Here is a 16,891-nt window from a genome sequence, read left to right on the forward strand (position 1 = left end):
CGCCGTCCGCTACGAAGCCACCGTGCACATCGCCGCGATCAACGAGTGGCTGTAACCGACTTCGACACAGGCCCTAAGGCCCCAACCACCCCGAGCAGCCGGAGCAGCACCCGGGAAGAGGACAGGAGTGACCGCCGCCACATAAGATACGAACCGGTTCCGTATCGATAATCACCCGCCTACGCTGACACCGCCGAATTACGAGTCTGGCCCGTATCGAAATGGGGTCGGGGGGAGAACGCGAAGATGCCACCGCACGAGCACACGGGACACCCGAGGAGGTGGGCGATCCTCGGGGTGCTGGTGATCAGCCTGCTCGTGGTCGTCCTGGACAACACGATCCTCAACGTCGCGCTGCGGACCCTCGCCGACCCGGTGCACGGCCTCGGCGCGAGTCAGGGCGAGCTGGAGTGGTCCATCAACTCCTACACGCTGGTCTTCGCCGGCCTGCTGTTCACCTTCGGCGTGCTCGGTGACCGCGTCGGGCGTAAGCGCTTCCTGCTGATCGGCCTGGTGCTCTTCGGGCTGGCGTCGCTGCTGTCGGCGTACGCGCAGAGCCCCGCGCAACTCGTCGCGGCCCGCGCGCTGATGGGTGTGGGTGGCGCGGCCATCATGCCGGTCACGCTCTCGATCATCTCCAACGTCTTCGACCCCCGCGAGCGGGGCCGGGCGATCGGCGTCTGGGCCGGCGCGGTCGGCCTGGCCGTGGCCATCGGCCCGATCCTCGGCGGTGCGCTGCTGGAGCACTACTGGTGGGGCTCGGTCTTCCTGATCAACGTGCCGGTGGTGGTGCTCGGCGTGGTGCTGGTGGCGCTGCTCGTGCCGGAGTCGCGGGATCCGGATCCGGGCCGCGTCGACGTCGCCGGCGTGCTGCTGTCGGTGGTGGGGCTCGTCGCGTTGACCTACGGCATCATCGACGGCGGCGAGCACGGCTTCGGCCGCCCGCTGGTCTGGGTCGCGATCCTCGGCGGCCTGGCGGTGCTGGCCTGGTTCGTCGCGTACGAGCGGCGCAGCGACCACCCGTCGCTGGACGTGCGGCTGTTTCGGGTGCCGCGCTTCGCCGCGCCCGTGGCCATCGTCGGGCTGATCTTCTTCGCCGCGATGGGCGTCATGTTCTTCACCTCGTTCTACCTGCAACTGGTGCGCGGCTACAGCCCACTGGAGACCGGCCTGCTCTTCCTGCCCTTCGCGGCGGCCCAGCTCATCTTCGCCCCGGCCAGCGCGGCGATGGTCCGCCGGTACGGCGGCAGGGCCGTCGCGGCGGTCGGGCTGACGCTGACCGTGGTCGCGCTCGGTGCGTTCGCGTTCGTCGACGCGACCACCCCGATCTGGGTGGTGCTGGTCGTCTTCTTCCTCCAGGGCACCGGGATGGCCAACATCATGCCGCCGGCCACGGAGTCCATCATGTCCGCGCTGCCCCGGGAGAAGGCCGGCGTCGGCTCGGCGGTCAGCAACACGGTCCGGCAGGTGGCCGGCGCGCTCGGCGTGGCCGTGCTCGGGTCGGTGCTCTCCGCGGTCTACCGTGCCGACGTCGACCCCGCGCTGCGGGACCTGCCCGCCGGGGCGCGCGAGGCGGCCGGCGAGTCCATCTCCGGCGCGTACGCCGCGGCGGGTCAGCTCGGGCCGGCGGCGCCGCAGCTGATCGCGGTCGCCGACGACGCCTTCCTGGCCGCGATGCACTGGGCGGCGGGTATCGCCGCCGCGATCGCCGCGCTCGGCATCCTCGTGGTGCTGCGCTGGATGCCCGGCCGCTCCGCCGAGGCGGCGGGGAGGCCGGCGCCGGTGGGGGAACCCGAGTTGGCCGGGACCGCCTAGCTTCGGGAACAATGTCCGACATGACTTCCACCGCCGACGCTCCTCGGCCGCCCGGGCGGCCGAGGAGCGTCCGCGCGGACGAGGCGATCGTCGATGCCGCCCTCGACCTGCTCGCCGACGGCAGCACGATCGAGGCGATCTCGATCGAGGCGATCGCCGCCCGCGCCGGCGTCGGCAAGGCCACCATCTACCGCCGCTGGCCGGGCAAGGACGCGCTGCTGCGCGACGCCCTGCGTACGCTCAAGGGCACTCCGCCCGAGCCCGCCGGCCACTCGGTCCGCGACGACCTGATCCTGCTGGTCGGCGCGGTCGGTAACCACATCGACCCGCGGGCGGCGCGGATCATGCCCTGCCTGGTGCCGGAGGTCAACCGCAGCCCCGAGCAGTACCAGCTCTACCAGAACATCATCGAGCCGCGGCGGGAGATGATGCGCGAGGTGCTGCGGCGCGGGATGCGCTCCGGCGAGCTGCGCGCGGATCTCGACGTCGAGGTGGTCATGGCGATGCTGACCGGCCCGATGCTGGTGCAGCGCGTCATGCGCTGGCACCCCGACCTCGACGAGGCCACCCTGCCGCAGCGCATCGTCGACGGCGTCCTGGACGGCATCCGCGCCCGCTGAACAGACCTACGCGCGCCCCGGCCCTGGTGCGGGCGGCGGTCAGGCGGCGGGCGTACGCAGGCGGTGCAGGCGCAGGGCCAGCTGCACCTCCAGCGCCCGCTCCGGCTTCTGCCAGTCCGCGCCGAGCAGCTGCCCGACCCGTTCCAGCCGCTGGGTGACCGTGTTGACGTGCACGTGCAGCAGCTCGGCGGCCCGGGCCAGGCTGCCGCCCACCCCGAAGTACGCCTCCAGGGTCCGCACCAGCGCGGTGCCCCGCCGGGCGTCGTAGTCGACGACCGGCCCGACGGTGGCGGTCAGGAACCGGTTGACGTCCTTGTCGCCCCCGTCGCCGACCGCGCCCAGCAGCAGCCCGACGAAGCCCAGCTCGGCCGTGCTCGCCCCCTGCCCCGAGCGGCCCAACGCACCCAGGGCGGTCAGGCACCGCTCCGCCTCGGCGAACGTCGCGGCCAGCGACGCCGGCCCCGCCGACGGGCCGCTCGACCCGGCGGTCACCGGCCGGCCGGTCACCCGGGACAGGTCCCGGGCCACCGCCCGGGCGCTGCCGCCCGCGTCCTGCCCGGGCAGCATCAGCACCACCCGCCCGTCGCGGGCGGCCGCCAGCCCGCCCCGGGTCGAGGCGTACGTGGTGGCCCAGGAGAGCACCCGCTGCCGGGCCGAGCCGGTGGCGGCGATGGCGTCGTCGCCGACCGCCACGAGCACGTGCGGGGCGTCCAGGTCCACCCCGAGCCGGCGGGCCCGGCTGCGCAGCGCGTCCGTGTCCCGCAGCGGCCGGGCGATCAGGTCGTCGAGCAGCTCGCCCCGGACCCGCCCCTCCGCCTCCGCGACGGTACGCCGGAACAGCAGCAGCAGCGCCGTCACCAGCGACGCCCGCTCCAGGATCCGCTGGTCGGCGTCGACCAGTTCGTCGTCGGGACGCAGCACCAGCGCGCCCATGTTCTCCGCCCCGGCCACCACGGCGGCGTACCAGAGCCGGCCCCGGCGCACGCTGCGGCCCTCCGTACGCGACGCGGCAACCGCCTCCACCATGTCCGCCCGGTCCGGCTCCTCGATCTCGCCGACCCGGGCCAGCAGCCGGCCCTCCGCGTCGAGCGCCAGCAGCGCCCCGCCGAGCACGTCGGTGACCGCGGCGGCGACGTCCTCCACGCCGCCCCCGCGCAGCACCAGCGCGGTCATCCGGTCGTGCGCCGCCGCCGCCCGCTCCACGGAGCTGCTGTGCGCCCGGATGGTGGTGTTGGCCGCCGACAGCTCCTCCAGCGCCGCCTGCGTCTCCGCGAGCAGCCGCGCGGTGTCGATCGCCACCGCCGCGTGCGCGGCGAGGGAGACCAGGAGCGCCACCTCCTCGCGGACGAACGGCCGGGCCGAGCGGTTGGCCGCGTAGAGCACCCCGATCGAGGTCGAGCCGAGCCGCAGCGGCACCCCGAGGATGGCCACCAGGCCCTCCTCGCCCACGCCGGCGTCGATCTCGCCGGTGTGGTGGAAGCGGTCGTCCTCCGGGTAGTTCGCGGTGACGTACGGGGCGCCGGACTGGGCCACCAGGCCGCCGAGGCCCGCGCCCATCGGCAGCCGCAGCTGCTGGAAGCGGGCGGAGACCGAACCGTCGGTGACCCGCATGTACGTGTCGCCGCGTTCCTCGTCGTCGAGGGTCATGTAGGCCACGTCCGCGCCGAGCAGGTTGCGCGCCCGGTGCACGATCGCGCGCAGCACGTCGTCGAGGTCGCGCAGCCCGGCCAGGTCGCTGACCGTGTCGTACAGCCCGGAGAGCTCGACCTCCCGGCGGCGGCGGCGTTCCAGCAGCGCGCGGACCCGCAGCGCCACCGTCTTGGCCTGCTCCAGCTCGGCGAGCCGCGCGGGCGGCAGCCCGGCGGCGCGCGCGGCGACGAGCGGCCCCTCGAACTCCACCGCGACGGCCTCGCGGGCGAGCAGCTCCAGGAACTCCACCGGTGACGACATGACCGACATTGTGCGGCTTGCCACTAGTTCGCCGTCCAGCCCCCGTCGAGCGCGATGGACGCGCCCGTGATGAACGCCGCCGGCGGCGAGCAGAGGTACGCCACGAGTTCGGACACCTCCTCCGGCTCGATCAGCCGCTTGATCGCCGCCCGCGCCAACATGATCTTCTCGACCACCTCGCTCTCGGGGATGCCGTGGCTGGCGGCCTGGTCGGCGATCTGGCTCTCCACCAGCGCCGTCCGCACGTACGCCGGGTTGATGCAGTTGGCGGTCACGCCGTGCGGGGCGCCCTCCAGGGCGACCACCTTCGACAGCCCCTCCAGCGCGTGCTTGGCGGAGACGTACGCGGACTTGTACGGCGAGGCGCGCAGCCCGTGCACCGAGGAGATGTTCACGATCCGCCCCCAGCCCTTGGCGTACATGTGCGGCAGCGCCCGGCGGATGATCAGGAACGGCGCCTCCACCATCACCCGGTGCAGGTGGGCGAAGCGTTCGGGGGAGAACTCCTGCACCGGCGCCACGTGCTGCAGGCCCGCGTTGTTCACCACGATGTCCACGTCGGCGTCGAGCCGGTCCACCGCGTCCGGATCGGCCAGGTCCACGCCCTCGGCCCGCCCGCCGGCCTCCGTCGCCACCGCCTTGGCCGCCTCGATGTTGCGGTCCACCACCAGGACCTTCGCGCCGGCGGCCCCGAGCCGCAGGGCGCAGGCGCGGCCGATGCCGCTGCCGCCCCCGGTCACCAGGGCGGTACGACCAGCGAGGTCGACGTGTACGACGTGGGGCACCGCCACGGGTTCTGCCGTCATGGCGCATGAAGTTACGAGCTGTGTGTCCGGGCGCACATGGGCCGGCGACACATACTCACCGCCCGGCATGTGTGGCCACCGCGCGCCCCGCGCGGCGTGTCGGCGCACCCGGCGTGTCCCCGGCGGCGGGGTGTCGCCCGGCTCGGTAGGGTGTCGAACACACGTACTGCTGGCGGTTGGTATCTCGCTGGCGGCTGGGGGAGGAGGCGGCGTGCGGGTGCTGGGCGTCGACCCGGGGCTGACCCGGTGCGGGGTCGGCGTGGTCGAGGGTGTGCCGGGGCGCCCCTGCACGCTGATCGCCTACTACGTCGTCCACACCGATCCGGACGACGACCTGGCGCTGCGCCTGCTGCACCTGGACCGTTCGCTCGCCGACCTGGTCGCCGAGCACCGGCCCGACAGCGTCGCCGTCGAGCGGGTCTTCAGCCAGCACAACGTCCGCACCGTGATGGGCACCGCCCAGGCCAGTGGGATCGCCGTGCTCGCCGGCGCCCGCGCCGGGCTGCCCGTGCAGACCTACACGCCCAGCGAGGTGAAGGCGGCCGTGACCGGTTCCGGCCAGGCCGACAAGGCGCAGATGACCGCCATGGTCACCCGGCTGCTGCGGCTGGCCGAGCCGCCGAGGCCGGCCGACGCCGCCGACGCCCTGGCCCTGGCCATCTGTCACGTGTGGCGTGGCGGGACGCGTTCCAAGCTGGCCGCCGCGGCCGACCGGGTACGACGAGGAGGAGCCAGATGATCGCCAGCGTGCGCGGGGTGGTGACCGCGACCGGTCCGGACCACGCCGTGGTGGAGGTCGGCGGGGTGGGCCTGGCGGTGCAGTGCGCCCCGGGCACCCTCGCCGACCTGCGGGTCGGCCAGCCCGCCCGGCTGGCCACCAGCCTGGTCGTCCGGGAGGACTCGCTCACCCTCTACGGCTTCGCCGACGACGACGCCAAGCAGCTGTTCGAGCTGCTCCAGACCGCCAGCGGTGTCGGCCCCCGGCTGGCCCAGGCCGTGCTCGCCGTGCACACCCCCGACGCGGTGCGCAAGGCGATCGCCAACGCCGACACCGCCGCGCTGACCCGGGTGCCCGGCATCGGCAAGAAGGGCGCGGAGCGCCTGGTCCTGGAGTTGCGCGACCGCATCGGCCCGGTGCCGGTCGGTGCCGACGGCGCGGCCGGGGTCACCGGCGGCGCCTGGCCCGAGCAGGTCCGGCAGGCGCTGGTCGGGCTCGGCTGGACGGCCGGGCAGGCCGACCAGGCGGTGGCCGCGGTGGCGGAGACCATCGACGGTGCCGTGCCGCCGGTGCCGGTCCTGCTCAAGCAGGCCATCCGGCTGCTGGGCCGCACCCGGTGACGGGGCCCGACGGCGGGCTGGTCTCCGCCTACGTGCACGACGCCGACCTCGACGCGGAGGCCACGGTCCGGCCGAAGCGGCTGGAGGAGTTCATCGCCCAGCACCGGGTCCGCGACCAGCTCGACCTGCTGCTGCAGGGCGCGATGCGGCGCGGCTCCCCGCCCGATCACATCCTCCTCTCAGGGCCCCCTGGCCTTGGTAAGACGACCCTGGCCAACATCGTCGCCGCCGAGCTGGGCTCGGGCATCCGGGTGACCAGCGGCCCGGCGATCGAGCGCTCGGGCGACCTGGCGGCGATCCTGACCAGCCTCGCCGAGGGCGACGTGCTCTTCATCGACGAGATCCACCGGATCGCCAAGCCGGCCGAGGAGTTGCTCTACAGCGCGATGGAGGACTTCCGGGTCGACGTGATCGTCGGCAAGGGTCCGGGCGCGACGGCGATCCCGCTGGACGTCGAGCCGTTCACCCTGGTCGGCGCGACCACCCGCTCCGGCCTGCTCACCGGGCCGATGCGCGACCGGTTCGGCTTCGTCGCGCACCTCGACTTCTACTCGCCGGCCGACCTGGAGGTGCTGCTGCGCCGCTCGGCCCGGATCCTCGGCGTGCCGATCACCGACGACGGCGCCGCCGAGGTCGCCGGCCGCTCCCGGGGCACCCCCCGGATCGCCAACCGCCTGCTGCGCCGGGTCCGCGACTTCGCCGAGGTCCGGGCCGACGGCGTGGTCACCCTGGAGACCGCCCGGGCCGCCCTCAAGGTGTACGACGTCGACGCGCTGGGCCTGGACCGGCTGGACCGGGCGGTGCTGACCGCGCTTGTCGACTCGTTCCGGGGCGGGCCGGTCGGCCTGTCCACGCTGGCCGTGGCGGTGGGTGAGCAGCCGGACACGGTGGAGGAGGTCTGCGAGCCGTTCCTGGTCCGGGCCGGCCTGCTGGCCCGTACGCCGCGCGGCCGGGTCGCCACCGAGGCCGCCTGGCGGCACCTGGGCCGTACGCCCCCGAATGGTACATTTGGCACGAATGCTCCTGCGGTGCCCGATCTGTTCTCGACGGATGCCGATCAGCCGTGATGTGAACGTGATCTGTGCCGCATTCGGCGTTCCCAGGTGCAGGGATTAGACTCGCGCCGGTCTGTACAGGACGTGAGAATCCGCTTCCGCTCCGGCGCGCCCGCGCCGGGTCGGGGGCCAATGGGAAGGTCTTTCACCGTGCTTTACGCAGCAGAGGGCGGCGGGGGTGCCGGCAGCCTGACGCCGATCCTCATGATCGCTCTGCTCTTCGGCGTCATGTACTTCATGATGATCCGCCCCCAGCAGAAGCGCCGCCGTGAGGCGCAGTCCATGCAGTCCGCCCTCGCGCCCGGCGACGAGGTGGTCACCATCGGTGGCCTCTACGGCACGGTCACCGGCGTGGACGACGACACCGTCCTGCTCGAGGTCGCGCCCGGTGTGCAGACCCGCTACGCCCGTCCGGCCATCGCCCGGGTGGTCAGCCAGGCCGAGCGCCCGGCCGACGAGCCGGTCGCCGAGGACGCGGACGTCGTCAAGGAATGACGGTCGCTCCCGCCCCACGCGGGGGTGGTGGTCGCCGGGCTCCGGTGACGACTTTCCCCGACGGGGCAGCGGAGTCGACGTGAAAACTGGATAGTTGGGCCCGACGCCGGAAGCCGGCTCGTCCCGTTCCGCCCGGCGCCCCCGCGCCGAGCCCCGGAGCCGGATGCCGGCCTCCGACGCCGGCCCGTCGGACCCGCCGGCCGGACCGGCCGACACCCGCCGCACCAGCGGCGCGACCGTACAGGGAGACAGGACAGCCGTGGCACCACCTCAGGGACAGATGCGGCCCGGACGGCAACTGGCCGTGCTCGGGCTCATCTTCGTCGTCCTCTATCTTTTGGTGTTCTTCGCGGGCGGTGCCAGCGGCGGGTTGAAGGACCGGCTCGAGCCCAAGCTCGGCCTGGACCTCGTCGGCGGCACCCGGCTGACGCTGGAGGCGACCAACAGCGTCGACGGCCGGCCCCCCACGGCGGAGAACCTCGAAGAGGCCCGCCAGATCATCGAGAGCCGCGTCAACGCCTTCGGCGTCGCCGAGGCCGAGGTGGTCACCGAGGGCAACCGCAACATCGTGATCTCCCTGCCCGGTGAGAACCGCGACCTGACCGAGGTGGGCAGCGCCGCCGAGCTGCGCTTCCGCAAGGTGCTCAAGGCCGCCGACGGCAGCGGCGCGGCCACCGCACCGCCGCCCGCCGCCACCCCGGCCCCGTCCGGCAGCGCGGCCCCGGCCCCGTCGGGCAGCGCGAAGCCCTCGGGCAGCGCCGCCCCGTCGGGCAGCGCCGCGCCGAAGGCGACCGCGTCGCCCAGCGGCGGTCAGGGCGGCATGGCCCCGGCCCCGAGCGCCAGCGCGTCGGCCGCGCCGAGCGCCACCCCCTCGGCCGCGACCCCGGCGCCGAGCGCCAGCGGCGAGCCCGTGCCGCAGAGCATCGAGGAGCAGCGCAAGGCCGTCGAGCAGAAGGTCGGCGCCGCCGCCTGGGCCGCCGCGACCGGCCTGCAGGCCCCGGCCGACCTGGCAGCCGACCCGTCGCTGGCGGAGAAGCTCAAGCCGTTCGCGGCTCTCGACCCGCGCGAGGTCGCGGTGCTGCCGGCGGCGGTGCAGTTCAACGTGCCGCAGATCAGCTGCGCCCAGCTCGACAAGCGCCCGCCGGCGTCGATCTCCGCCGCGGACCAGCAGGCGGTGGCCTGCGAGGACGGCGCCGCGAAGTACCTGCTCGACCAGGCGAAGGTGCTGGGCACCGACGTCGAGGGCGCCAGCGCGGTGCTGGACCAGACCAGCCAGTGGGTGGTCAGCCTCGACTTCACCAACGCCGGCCAGGACAAGTGGACCAACCTGACCCGCGAGGCGTTCAACAACACGGGCCAGGCATGTGACGCCACCGCCCTCGGCCAGGACGGCAAGTGCCGCGTCGCCGTCGTGCTCGACAACGAGATCGTCTCCTCGCCCGAGATCCAGGGCGTGCTGACGGGCAACTCGCAGATCACCGGCAACTTCAACCAGAAGGACGCCAGCGCCCTGGCCGGTCAGCTCCGCTACGGCGCGCTGCCGGTGACCTTCGAGGCGCAGGAGCAGCAGAACGTCACCGCCACCCTGGGTGCCAGCCACCTGCGGGCGGGTCTGCTCGCGGCGGGCATCGGCATGGCGCTGGTCATCATCTACTCGTTCTTCTACTACCGCCTGCTCGGCTCCGTCATCTTCCTGAGCCTGATCCTCTCGGCGCTGCTGGTCTTCGGCGCGCTGGTGGTGCTCGGCCGGCAGATCGGCTTCACCCTCACCCTCGCCGGCATCGCCGGCATGATCGTGTCACTAGGTGTGGCGGCGGACTCGTTCGTCATCTACTTCGAGCGGCTCAAGGACGAGATCCGCGACGGGCGCAGCCCGCGCAGCGCGGTGCCGCGTGCCTGGATCCGGGCCCGCCGCACGATCATCTCGGCCAACGCGATCACGCTGATGTCGGCGGTGGTGCTCTACGTGGTCTCGGTCGGCACGGTGAAGGGCTTCGCCTTCGCCCTCGGCCTGGCCACGGTGCTGGACCTCGTCGTGGTCTTCCTTTTCCGGCACCCGATCATGACGATGTTCGCCCGCACCTCCGCGTTCCTGTCCCCGCGGGTCAGCGGCCTCGGCCGGGCACTCCCGCCCCGGACGACCGAGCCGGCCAAGCCCCGCAACCCGCGCGTGAAGGAGGCCTGAGATGGCAAAGAGTGGTCTCGCGAGCCGCCTCTACCGCGGTGAGGCCGGCCTCGACGTCATCGGCCGGCGCAAGGTCTGGTTCGGCGTCGCGCTCGCGCTGGTCCTGCTGTCGGCGCTCAGCTTCGGGCTGCGCGGCTTCAGCCTCGGCATCGAGTTCGCCGGCGGCAACTCGTTCCAGATCCCGGCCAGCGTCGGCACGCTGGAGCAGACCGAGTTGAAGGTGGAAGAGGCCCTCGGCACGGCCGGCGACGGCGCCCACGTCGTCACCACGCAGAAGGTCGGCGGCACCGGCGGCGACTTCTACGAGGTGCGCACCACCCAGCTCGACGCCGAGCAGGCCAACGCCGTCAAGGACGAGATCGCCCGGGAGTTCGGCATCGACGCCGCCACCATCAGCGGCAACCAGGTCAGCGAGGCGTGGGGCAGCCAGGTCACCTCCCGGGCGCTGCTCGGTCTGGTCATCTTCATCGCGGTGGTGATGGTCTACCTGATCCTGCGCTTCGAGTGGCGGATGGCGGTCGCGGCCGTCGCCTCGCTGATCATGAACCTGGTCCTCACCGCCGGCATCTACTCGCTGGTCGGCTTCGAGGTCACCCCGTCGACGGTCATCGGCTTCCTCACGATCCTGGGCTTCGCGCTCTACGACGTGGTGGTGGTCTTCGACAAGGTGCAGGAGAACACCCGCGGCATCACCGCCAACAACAACCAGACGTACGGCGAGGCCGCCAACCTGGCGATCAACCAGAGCCTCATGCGGTCGCTGAACACCTCGGTGGTCGCGCTGCTGCCGGTCGGCGGTCTGCTCTTCATCGGTGCCGGCCTGCTCGGCGCGGGCACCCTGAAGGACCTCGGCCTCGTGCTCTTCGTCGGTATGGCGATGGCGTTCCTGACCTCGATCCTGCTGGCCACGCCGCTGCTGGTGCTGCTCAAGAACTACGACCCGCGCATCCAGGCGCACAACAAGCGGGTACTGTCCCGCCGGGGTGCGATCGCCCGGGGCGAGGTCACCGGCAAGGGCACCGCCCCGCGTACCGACGAGTCCGACGACGAGCCGGTCGACCCGGAGTCGGCCGCGCTGGCCGGCGCGGCACCGCGGGTGGGCGCCCGACCGGCCGGGAAGCGCCCGACCGGCGCCCGGAGCGGCCGACCCGCCGGCGGCGGTGGCAACCGGCCGGGTGGCGGCAAGCGGCGCTGAGCCGGGCCGGGCAGACCCGGTAGGAACCGATCCGACGGCGTCCTTCATGCTGTGCGAGCAGCATGCAGGACGCCGTCGTCGTGAAGGGGAGCGGAACTGCCGTGACGGAGACCCACAGCACCGGGGTGCGGGGAGACAGCGGCCCGGCCACCGCCGCGCTGGTCGCCAGCCGGGTGCTCGACGTGCCCGACTTCCCGAAGCCCGGCGTCATGTTCAAGGACCTGATGCCGCTGTTCGCCGACGGCGACACGTTCCGTCAGGTGATCGACGGGATCGTCGCGTACCACGGGCGGGAGTCGTTCGACGCTGTCGTCGGCATCGAGGCGCGCGGGTTCGTGGTCGCTGCCGCCATCGCGTACGCGACCGGGGTCGGCGTGGTGCCGGTGCGCAAGGCCGGCAAGCTGCCCCGTCCGGCCTACTCGGCCTCCTACGCACTGGAGTACGGCGAGGCCACGCTGGAGGTGCACGAGGACGCCTTCACGGCCGGGCACCGGGTGCTGGTGGTCGACGACGTGCTGGCCACCGGCGGCACCGCCGAGGCGACGCTGGACCTGGTGGAGCGGGCCGGCGGGACCGTGGCCGGCTTCACCGTCCTGCTGGAGCTCGCTTTCCTCGGCGGCCGGGAGCGGCTGGCCCCGCGCCCGGTGCATGCCCTGTTGACCGTTTGACCCCGCCGACCGTCGGGCGGACCCGGTGCGGACCGTCCGGCGGAGCGGCGGGGCACCGTGCGTGCGGGTAGCATTGCCCTTTGCTGACCGGGCGGAACCCGTCCGGGCGGCGCGAGACCAGGCCGGCCGGCGCACGGTCGGTGACTTCCCGGCGAGCGGTGAGGAGGCCGGTGTCCCACGATGTCGCCCCTCCGGTGGAGGGCACGGTGTACCCGACAGGCGACGCGGACGGCGCGGCGACCGCAACCAACGGTGACGCGCAGGCCCCGGAGGCGGGCCCCGGCGTGACCGTCCCGGCCGAGCCCGTACGCCCCGACACGCCGGCGGCCACGGCCGACGGCGCGGGCGCGGCGCCCGAGGGGGTCCTGCTTCCGTTCCCCGCCGAGGTCGTCGGCGACCACATGCCGAGCGCCGGTTTTGCGCTCTCCACCGCGCCCACCGGCCGCAGGGTCCGGGCGCGGTTGGCGCGGTTCAACGCGCCCTGGCAGTCCTCGCAGGTCAGCGAGGTGCTGGAGCCGCTGATCTCGACCCACCGGGACGCCCACCCCAAGGCGGACGCGCGGCTGCTCCAGCGCGCCTTCGACACGGCGGCCCGCTGGCACTCCGGGCAGTACCGCAAGTCGGGCGACCCCTACATCACCCACCCGCTCGCGGTCGCCACGATCCTGGCCAACCTGGGCATGGACACCACCACCCTGGTCGCCGCGCTCCTGCACGACACGATCGAGGACACGGAATACACCCTCGACCAGATGCGGGCCGACTTCGGCGGCGAGGTGGCGCTGCTGGTCGACGGGGTGACCAAGCTCGACAAGGTCAAGCTGGGCGACGCGGCCAAGGCCGAGACGATCCGCAAGATGGTCGTCGCGATGGCCAAGGACCCGCGGGTGCTGGTGATCAAGCTGGCCGACCGGCTGCACAACATGCGTACCCTCACCTTCCTGCCCCGCCCGAAGCAGGAGCAGAAGGCGAAGGAGACGCTGGAGATCCTGGCCCCGCTGGCCCACCGGCTGGGTATGAACACGATCAAGTGGGAGCTGGAGGACCTGGCCTTCGGCACGCTCTTCCCGAAGCGCTACGAGGAGATCAACCGCCTCATCGGGGAGCACCAGCCGCAGCGGGAGGCGCTGCTGCGCCAGGTGACGCAGAAGGTGCAGACCGACCTGAAGGCCGCCAAGATCAAGGCGGAGACCACGGGGCGGCCGAAGCACCTCTACTCGATCTACCAGAAGATGATCGTGCGGGGTCGCGACTTCAACGACATCTACGACCTGGTCGGGGTGCGGATCCTGGTCGACACGGTGCGGGACTGCTACGCGGCGCTGGGCGTGATCCACGCCAACTGGCAGCCGGTGCCGGGCCGGTTCAAGGACTACATCGCGATGCCCAAGTTCAACATGTACCAGTCGCTGCACACGACGGTCATCGGGCCCACCGGCAAGCCGGTGGAGATGCAGATCCGCACGTACGCGATGCACCGCACCGCCGAGTTCGGCATCGCCGCGCACTGGAAGTACAAGGAGCACAAGGGCACCCAGATCGTCGGCCCGCCCGCGCACATCGACGAGATGACCTGGCTGCGTCAACTGCTGGACTGGCAGCGGGAGGCGGCCGACCCGAGCGAGTTCCTCGACGCGCTGCGCTTCGACCTGTCCAGCCAGGAGGTGTACGTCTTCACCCCGAAGGGTGACGTCATCCCGCTGCCGACCGGCTCCACGCCGGTGGACTTCGCGTACGCGGTGCACACCGAGGTGGGCCACAAGTGCATCGGGGCGCGGGTCAACGGCAAGCTGGTGCCCCTCGAGTCGACGCTGTCCAACGGCGACGTGATCGAGATCTTCACCTCGAAGTCCGACACGGCCGGCCCGACGCAGGACTGGCTGGGCTTCGTCAAGAGCCCGCGGGCGCGGACGAAGATCCGGCAGTACTTCAACAAGGAGCGGCGTGAGGAGGCGATCGAGGCCGGCAAGGACGCGATCGTCAAGGCGATGCGCAAGCAGGGCATGCCGTTGCAGCGGATGCTCACCTCCGACGCGCTGATGGCGATCGCCCGGGACCTGCACCTGGCCGACGTGGCCTCCCTCTACGCCGCCGTCGGCGACAGCCAGGTCTCCGCCCAGTCGGTGGTGCAGAAGCTGATGGCCGCGTACGGCGGCGAGGAGGGCGCGGCGGAGGACATCGCCGAGACCGCCGTCGCCACCCGTCCGCCCCGCAGCCGGCAGAGCAGCGCCGACCCGGGCGTGGTGGTGCGTGGGGTCAGCGACGTGTGGATCAAGCTGGCGCGCTGCTGCACGCCGGTGCCGCCGGACTCGGTCTTCGGCTTCGTCACCCGCTCCGGCGGGGTGAGCGTGCACCGCGACGACTGCGCCAACGCCGAGGACCTGCGGGCGCAGGCCGAGCGGGTGGTCGAGGTGAGCTGGAAGCTCACCTCGGCGTCGACGTTCCTGGTCGCCATCCAGGTTGAGGCGCTGGACCGGCACAAGCTGCTCGCCGACGTGACCCGGGTGCTCTCCGAGGAGCGGGTGAACATCCTCTCCGCCACAGTCACCACCACGCGCGACCGGGTGGCGGTGAGCCGGTTCAGCTTCGAGATGGCGGACCCGAAGCACCTGGGCCACCTGCTGGCGGCGGTCCGCAAGGTGGACGGCGTCTTCGACGCCTACCGCGTCACCTCCGGCGCCTGACCCCGCCAACCCCTCGCACACCAGCGCCCCGGCCCGGCACCGACCGAGCCGGGGCGCTGGTGTGCGGGTGGAACGGACGAGCGCCCGCCGGCGGGGCCGGCGGGCGCTCGTCGTACGGCTGGGGTGTGTCAGCCCTGGGGGGCGCTCATGGTGAGCTTGTTGATGGTGACTTCCTTCTTCGGGTGGCCGCCACCGGCCTGCTTCGCGAACGCCTTGTCGTCGCCCGCCGCCGCGACCTGCTTCACGAGGTCCATGCCGCCGGTGATGGTGCCCAGGACGGTGTAGTTCGGGTCCAGCGGCGAGTCGCCGTAGACGATGAAGAACTGGCTGCCCGTGCTGCCCGGCTGGCCCGAGTTGGCCATCGCGATCACGCCCTCCGGGTACGGGGGCCGCTTGTCGGTGGGCAGGTTCTCCTCGGCGAGCCGGTAGCTCGGGCCGCCGGTGCCGTCGGTCTGGCGCCAGCCCTTGCCCGTCGCGCCGGGGTCACCGCACTGGAGCACCTTGATGCCCTCGGTCACCAGCCGGTGGCACTTGCTGTTGTCGAAGAAGTTCTTCTCCGCCAGGTGGGTGAAGCTGCCCGCGGTGCAGGGCACCGCCGACCGGTCGATCGTGGCGGTGATCGGGCCCAGGTTGGTGTCGATCGTCATCGTCTGGGTGCCCGTGGCCGACTGCTGCACGGGCGGCACCCCGACGTCCTTGATCTGCGGGGACCGCTGGTCGGTGGGGATCTCGGTCCAGGCGCACTGCACGTTGCCGGCACCCGGGCCGGCGGTGTCGGTCTTGTCGTCGTCTCCGCCGAGGGTGGTGACGAGCCAGACCGTGCCGGCCACGACGAGGACCAGGACCGAGGCGGCCCCCACGATCGCCTGGGTCTGCCGGCGCTTGCGGGCCCTGGCCGCGCGCTCGGCCATCTCCTTCTCGAGCCGGGCGCGCGCCGCCGCGCGCTGCCGCTCTCTGGTGGACGTCACGCCTGGATCCTCCTGGGCTGTCGGGTGGCGCGGTCGGTGCCGCTGAGATTGGTGGGGCGGCCGGGTCAGCCGGCGCTCGGGCTGGCCGCCGGAGCGCCCGAAGCGGACGGCACCGGCGCCGAGTTCCCCTGCGCCACGGGCTCACCGACGGTCAGGCTCTGCACGACCACGTCGTCGTCCTTGGGCTTGACCTTGGCCCCCGTCCCATTGTCCACGGTCGGCTTGGCACCGATCTTCGCCACCACGTCGATCCCACCGGTGACCCGGCCGATGATCGGATACTTCGGGTCGGCCGTGGTGAAGTCCTTGAAGAACAGCAGGAACTGGCTGCCGTTGGCGCCCGGCGGGTTGGCGATCATCGCGACCGTGCCCTTCGGGTACGTCGCGGGCTGGCCGGCGGCGGGGCTGGCCGACGGTGACGGCTTGGTGGGCACGTTCTCGTCGTAGAACGAGTAGGTGGGCCCGCCGAGCCCGGTGCCGCTCGGGTCGCCGCAGCGCACCGCGCCCTCGGCGGTGATCTCGTGGCACTTGGTGTTGTCGTAGAACGACCGGCTGGACAGGTGGGCGATGCTCGCCGCCGCGCACGGGGCGCCGGCCAGGTCCAGCTCGACGGTGATCGGCGCACCCTGGTTGGTGGTGACCGTCATCGGACGTACGCCGTCGGTGGGCAGTCCCTCGGTGGCCGGGGTGCCGACGTCCTTGAGGTTGGTGTTCGCGGTGGCGTCCTGCGGCGTCCACAGGCAGACGTCCTCGGCGGCCGTGTTCTCCTTCGGCTCGTCGTCGAAGGCGCCGAGCGCCCACGCCGAGCCGGCCACGATCAGCGCGAGGACGACGGCGACGCCGACGCCGGCCTGGATCTGCCGACGACGTTTGACGGCCGAGGCCCGGCGGGCGAGTTGCCGGTCGAGCTTGGCGCGCGCCAGTTTGCGCTGCCGGTCCCTGCTGGAAGCCACCCGTGCTCCCCTTCCTCTACCCTGGTCGTCACCGGTGGTCGGGCGTCCTGCGCCCGTTCGGCGGCGGGTGCGCCACGCCACACGCCCGCCAGAGTGTACGGCTACCGGCTGGGAAAGTGGTGTACGAGGTCCGGGCCGGGTTTATCGGGACGCGTCACT

Annotated in this window: 14 protein-coding genes; 10 read left to right on the top strand and 4 right to left on the bottom strand. The window is 72.7% G+C overall.

Going from position 1 to position 16,891, the window contains the following annotated elements:
• The first annotated feature begins 246 nt into the window (after positions 1-246).
• Together ACPXCB_RS23215 and ACPXCB_RS23220 are read left to right on the top strand one after the other, a co-directional pair.
• Positions 247-1,815 carry an MFS transporter gene (locus tag ACPXCB_RS23215; RefSeq protein ID WP_425877652.1) on the top strand — a complete coding sequence of 523 codons (1,569 nt, stop codon included), beginning with the start codon at positions 247-249 and terminating at the stop codon, positions 1,813-1,815.
• 11 nt (positions 1,816-1,826) lie between these two features.
• Complete coding sequence (locus ACPXCB_RS23220; RefSeq protein ID WP_425877653.1) at positions 1,827-2,435, top strand: TetR/AcrR family transcriptional regulator; 609 nt, start codon at positions 1,827-1,829, stop codon at positions 2,433-2,435.
• A gap of 39 nt (positions 2,436-2,474) precedes the next feature.
• On the opposite strand, the gene ACPXCB_RS23225 is transcribed toward ACPXCB_RS23220, so the two are convergent.
• A complete protein-coding gene (locus ACPXCB_RS23225; RefSeq protein WP_425877654.1) occupies positions 2,475-4,394 on the bottom strand; it encodes a helix-turn-helix domain-containing protein in 1,920 nt (639 codons plus the stop codon).
• Positions 4,395-4,408: 14 nt separating this feature from the next.
• A complete protein-coding gene (locus ACPXCB_RS23230; RefSeq protein WP_425877655.1) occupies positions 4,409-5,191 on the bottom strand; it encodes a 3-hydroxybutyrate dehydrogenase in 783 nt (260 codons plus the stop codon).
• 211 nt (positions 5,192-5,402) lie between these two features.
• On the opposite strand from ACPXCB_RS23230, the gene ruvC reads away from it, so the two are divergent.
• From ruvC to ACPXCB_RS23270, 8 genes are all read left to right on the top strand, one after another.
• Positions 5,403-5,930 (top strand): crossover junction endodeoxyribonuclease RuvC, encoded by a 528-nt coding sequence (gene ruvC / locus ACPXCB_RS23235; protein ID WP_425877656.1) that lies wholly within the window; start codon positions 5,403-5,405, stop codon positions 5,928-5,930.
• Positions 5,927-6,529, top strand: a complete 603-nt coding sequence (gene ruvA, locus ACPXCB_RS23240) for a Holliday junction branch migration protein RuvA (RefSeq protein WP_425877657.1) — start codon at positions 5,927-5,929, stop codon at positions 6,527-6,529. The genes ruvC and ruvA overlap by 4 nt, the downstream gene beginning before the upstream one ends.
• Positions 6,526-7,596 carry a Holliday junction branch migration DNA helicase RuvB gene (ruvB, locus tag ACPXCB_RS23245; RefSeq protein WP_425877658.1) on the top strand — a complete coding sequence of 357 codons (1,071 nt, stop codon included), beginning with the start codon at positions 6,526-6,528 and terminating at the stop codon, positions 7,594-7,596. The genes ruvA and ruvB overlap by 4 nt, the downstream gene beginning before the upstream one ends.
• Positions 7,597-7,734: 138 nt before the next feature.
• Positions 7,735-8,079 carry a preprotein translocase subunit YajC gene (gene yajC, locus ACPXCB_RS23250; RefSeq protein ID WP_425877659.1) on the top strand — a complete coding sequence of 115 codons (345 nt, stop codon included), beginning with the start codon at positions 7,735-7,737 and terminating at the stop codon, positions 8,077-8,079.
• Between the two features lie 259 nt (positions 8,080-8,338).
• Positions 8,339-10,264 (top strand): protein translocase subunit SecD, encoded by a 1,926-nt coding sequence (secD, locus tag ACPXCB_RS23255; RefSeq protein WP_425877660.1) that lies wholly within the window; start codon positions 8,339-8,341, stop codon positions 10,262-10,264.
• Between the two features lies 1 nt (position 10,265).
• Positions 10,266-11,459: a protein translocase subunit SecF gene (gene secF / locus ACPXCB_RS23260; RefSeq protein ID WP_425877661.1), complete on the top strand. Its 1,194-nt coding sequence runs from the start codon at positions 10,266-10,268 to the stop codon at positions 11,457-11,459.
• Positions 11,460-11,560: 101 nt separating this feature from the next.
• A complete protein-coding gene (locus ACPXCB_RS23265; RefSeq protein ID WP_357580789.1) occupies positions 11,561-12,127 on the top strand; it encodes an adenine phosphoribosyltransferase in 567 nt (188 codons plus the stop codon).
• A gap of 170 nt (positions 12,128-12,297) precedes the next feature.
• Positions 12,298-14,811 carry a RelA/SpoT family protein gene (locus tag ACPXCB_RS23270; RefSeq protein WP_425877662.1) on the top strand — a complete coding sequence of 838 codons (2,514 nt, stop codon included), beginning with the start codon at positions 12,298-12,300 and terminating at the stop codon, positions 14,809-14,811.
• Positions 14,812-14,939: 128 nt separating this feature from the next.
• Here the strand turns inward: ACPXCB_RS23270 and ACPXCB_RS23275 are convergent, their stop codons facing one another.
• Positions 14,940-15,779, bottom strand: a complete 840-nt coding sequence (locus ACPXCB_RS23275; protein ID WP_425877663.1) for a peptidylprolyl isomerase — start codon at positions 15,777-15,779, stop codon at positions 14,940-14,942.
• Positions 15,780-15,844: 65 nt separating this feature from the next.
• Positions 15,845-16,732, bottom strand: a complete 888-nt coding sequence (locus tag ACPXCB_RS23280) for a peptidylprolyl isomerase (protein WP_425877664.1) — start codon at positions 16,730-16,732, stop codon at positions 15,845-15,847.
• Positions 16,733-16,891: the final 159 nt, after the last annotated feature.

It is taken from the genome of Micromonospora sp. DT62 (assembly GCF_049847285.1).
GTDB classification, from domain to species: Bacteria; Actinomycetota; Actinomycetes; order Mycobacteriales; family Micromonosporaceae; genus Micromonospora; species Micromonospora reichwaldensis.